The sequence below is a fragment of the Intestinibacter sp. genome (assembly GCF_051866655.1).
GTDB lineage: Bacteria > Bacillota > Clostridia > Peptostreptococcales > Peptostreptococcaceae > Intestinibacter.
On sequence record NZ_JBJDXL010000421.1, the window covers coordinates 1 to 2,872 of the forward strand.

The following is a 2,872-nucleotide window of genomic DNA, read 5'->3' on the forward strand; positions in this document are numbered from 1 at the left end:
GAAATAATACACGCCAGAAGAGGGATTCTACTGGTAGATTTATTTCTGATGACGACGATTATGATGAAGATTATGAGCGTCGGAAGAAGAAAAAGAACAATAGAATTCCGAAAATTGATTAAATTTTGAAAGGATGGATCCATTATGGCTAATAACGAGCCGTGCAGTGTTTGGATCATTACCCCAGACGAATTTGATAGCTTTGTACTATCTACCGGAGCAAAAGTAGTCTCAATAGCAGAGAATAATAGGTTTAGAGGGCATCCTGCTATTCTTACTGCAGGACCTCTACTCCCTCCAATCGATGCAATAGAAAAAGAACTCGATGGAGATCTTGTGGAGTCAGCAAATATCTATACCGAATATCTAACTACAGAAGAGCCTGATAGATATATATCGGTTATTTTGGCTCTAGCACTTCTGGACTATCCTCTTGGAATAATGTTTGGAGATGATGAAATGCAATTCTCATTTCCAGCAGTATTCGTAGACTTCCTGTATAATACGTATGGTCTGTCGCTCGGATGCATGAACAAGTATCCGCCGTTTGTATCTGAGCAGATGGTTCCCATTCTTCTTGCAAAACTGTATTCTATGGGATTAATAACCTATGAAGTGTTTATGAGAAGACATCCTTCAGACCTTCCGATCTTCCCAGGAATTATTTCCAAGCTTGCATATGATCAGCGTCCTCTTGTTGATGTAAGAGATGCCGAGCATTATGCTAAGTATTTTGAAGATGTGAAAGCGTCTCTCAAAAATGATGGAAAGTTTCTCATAGATCCTCTTGTAAGTATAGATTCGGGAGTGATTGCTCGATGATAATCTTCACATCTCTGGATATACCTACAGAGCTTTTGGAGGAGAAAAGGAGAAGTCAGGTTATTAAATATAACCTGACTTCTTACATTGCTGGAATTCCTACATTGGATATGCTTCTTCCAAGATATCAAATGATGGATCAATCTATTATTGGATATAATAATGAAGAAGATGATATTAATTTTGATTATAATTATTGTAACTTTGTTACAATAAATGATTCTGCATTTATTCAGCTTATGGGTATAATGATTCCTGTATATGATAATCCAGATGTACTTGTGGAAATCATGATATCTGAATCATTAAACAGAGATGAAGCTGCAGAGTTGCTAGCAAAATTAATTCAGCAACGTTATGGATATAATTCATATATGGTAAAGTCTCTAGAAGATTTTCTGTATGTGGATGAATCTACATTTTCTATTCCAGGCTTATTCACCATGGATAAAGATATAGAAAGATATATATCTTTAACAGGAGGCCTTAGTAGTATTCAAGATGATTAGTCTATGGAAAGAATCATCATACAAAAGTAATACACCTTATATACTGGATGCTATTATATCAGAATATGATATATCAAAAGCCAATATAAGTGTATTAAGAGATGCAGGAGTTTTATCTGAAGAATCTTATAGCTATTTTCTTACATGTCCAAAATTGGAAAGGGAAATAGCTATAGGAAAACTTCAGGGAAGAGATTCTTCTGTAACTCGAATACTGAAAGACGGAATATCTAATGCAAGAAAGGTATTTATGGAGTCTAATAATATAGATGACAAAGATATCTTGTCTATTAGAAATGACGCCATAACAGTAATAAACAAGAAGCCTAAAAATCTATCTATAACTGATAGAGTAAAATTTAGGCTATCTGGAGAATACTGCTCTTATTATAGAATATTCAATATAGAATTATTCTATCTATATGATAGAATAAGAAATATAGAGGTATTAGATAATAAGGGACTTGGAGAACAATCTACTGAACTGCATAGAAATTTCATGCTAAACTTTCTTAATGAATTATTCTATTCTGTTCAAATAGAAGGATTAAAGACAGCTATAAATCTACTCCAAACTGTTTATATGAATTATGTAAACAGAAAAATGGAGGTTGGATTCTATAGAGAGTTTAACTCTAATTCTTATTATAGATTGAATAAAGAATTTTCTTCTGTAAGCTCACTGTTTCTAGAAGAAGCTTCTGAGTACGATAAAAGGTTTATAGATATATCGTACAATGAATCTGTTTTAAGAGAGCTGAATAGATATCTTTCCACAGAGTTCTTCAAAATAAGAAGATAACGCATGGCGTAAAAGCCATGCGTTATTTTTTTTAGATTTTTCCATTGTTGTGATCCAAAACATAATTCATCACAACAATGTAGATTTTATCTGCTATGACATCAGATATGTTACTCTTGTTATAGAGAAGATATAACTTATTAAGAGTAGCATCCGATAATCTAGATACTACTGCACGGGTTAAATCTTTTCTGATTTCTGCTTCTCTATCACTATTTATATATCCTTCATTCATAGGAATAAGAAACTTAAGCTTATAATCTGAAAATGTCTCGTCTATTATATAATTCAAAAGATCCGTTATAGACTTATCTATAGCGGCGTTCAAATCAATTGCATACCTAGATGCGGCTAATGTTTCAAGCTGTTCTTTATGCCTAGCTCTTAGTAAAATGTAGACAACAGCAAATACTAACAGCATTAGGAAGCATGCAGAACAGATTATTATTGCCAAGATCAATGTTTCAGACATAATTTTTACTCCATTCTTTAATTTTATCTCTTAGATCAAGCAATCCTTTATCATCGGACTTGTCTGTTTCTATAGCTTTCTTTAAATAATAAAGAAGCTTAAATGAAATGTCTTGAGTTAGACCATACTTATATTTTTCTATAAGTATAGGCCATTTACCAAAACACATGCTGGGATGTATAAAGAAATCACCTGTATTTGCATGATAAACTTGATGCGGAGTTTTAGAAAGCATTACCAAAGCAATATTGTGTTCTTTATGCTCCT

The 2,872-nt window shown here is 32.9% G+C and carries 5 protein-coding genes; 3 read left to right on the forward strand and 2 right to left on the reverse strand.

The features are described 5' to 3' along the window. The first annotated feature begins 144 nt into the window (after nucleotides 1-144). From ACI3VO_RS12705 to ACI3VO_RS12715, 3 genes are read left to right on the forward strand one after another with little or no spacing between them, the layout of a single operon-like run. Nucleotides 145-822 carry a hypothetical protein gene (locus ACI3VO_RS12705; protein WP_439758271.1) on the forward strand — a complete coding sequence of 226 codons (678 nt, stop codon included), beginning with the start codon at nucleotides 145-147 and terminating at the stop codon, nucleotides 820-822. Next, nucleotides 819-1,331, forward strand: a complete 513-nt coding sequence (locus ACI3VO_RS12710; RefSeq protein ID WP_439758272.1) for a hypothetical protein — start codon at nucleotides 819-821, stop codon at nucleotides 1,329-1,331. The genes ACI3VO_RS12705 and ACI3VO_RS12710 overlap by 4 nt, the downstream gene beginning before the upstream one ends. Then, a complete protein-coding gene (locus ACI3VO_RS12715) occupies nucleotides 1,324-2,133 on the forward strand; it encodes a hypothetical protein (RefSeq protein ID WP_439758273.1) in 810 nt (269 codons plus the stop codon). The genes ACI3VO_RS12710 and ACI3VO_RS12715 overlap by 8 nt, the downstream gene beginning before the upstream one ends. A 31-nt stretch (nucleotides 2,134-2,164) precedes the next feature. Here the strand turns inward: ACI3VO_RS12715 and ACI3VO_RS12720 are convergent, their stop codons facing one another. Both ACI3VO_RS12720 and ACI3VO_RS12725 read right to left on the reverse strand, forming a co-directional pair. After that, nucleotides 2,165-2,605, reverse strand: a complete 441-nt coding sequence (locus tag ACI3VO_RS12720) for a hypothetical protein (protein WP_439758274.1) — start codon at nucleotides 2,603-2,605, stop codon at nucleotides 2,165-2,167. After that, nucleotides 2,598-2,872 (reverse strand): hypothetical protein (locus tag ACI3VO_RS12725; RefSeq protein WP_439758275.1); only part of this gene is annotated, 275 nt, incomplete at its 5' end. The genes ACI3VO_RS12725 and ACI3VO_RS12720, both read right to left, overlap by 8 nt.

Coding starts and splice junctions, on each gene's coding strand:
- ACI3VO_RS12705 (WP_439758271.1), top strand. CDS start 145: ATGGCTAATAACGAGCCGTGCAGTGTTTGGATCATTACCCCAGACGAA.
- ACI3VO_RS12720 (WP_439758274.1), bottom strand. CDS start 2,605: ATGTCTGAAACATTGATCTTGGCAATAATAATCTGTTCTGCATGCTTC.
- ACI3VO_RS12715 (WP_439758273.1), top strand. CDS start 1,324: ATGATTAGTCTATGGAAAGAATCATCATACAAAAGTAATACACCTTAT.
- ACI3VO_RS12710 (WP_439758272.1), top strand. CDS start 819: ATGATAATCTTCACATCTCTGGATATACCTACAGAGCTTTTGGAGGAG.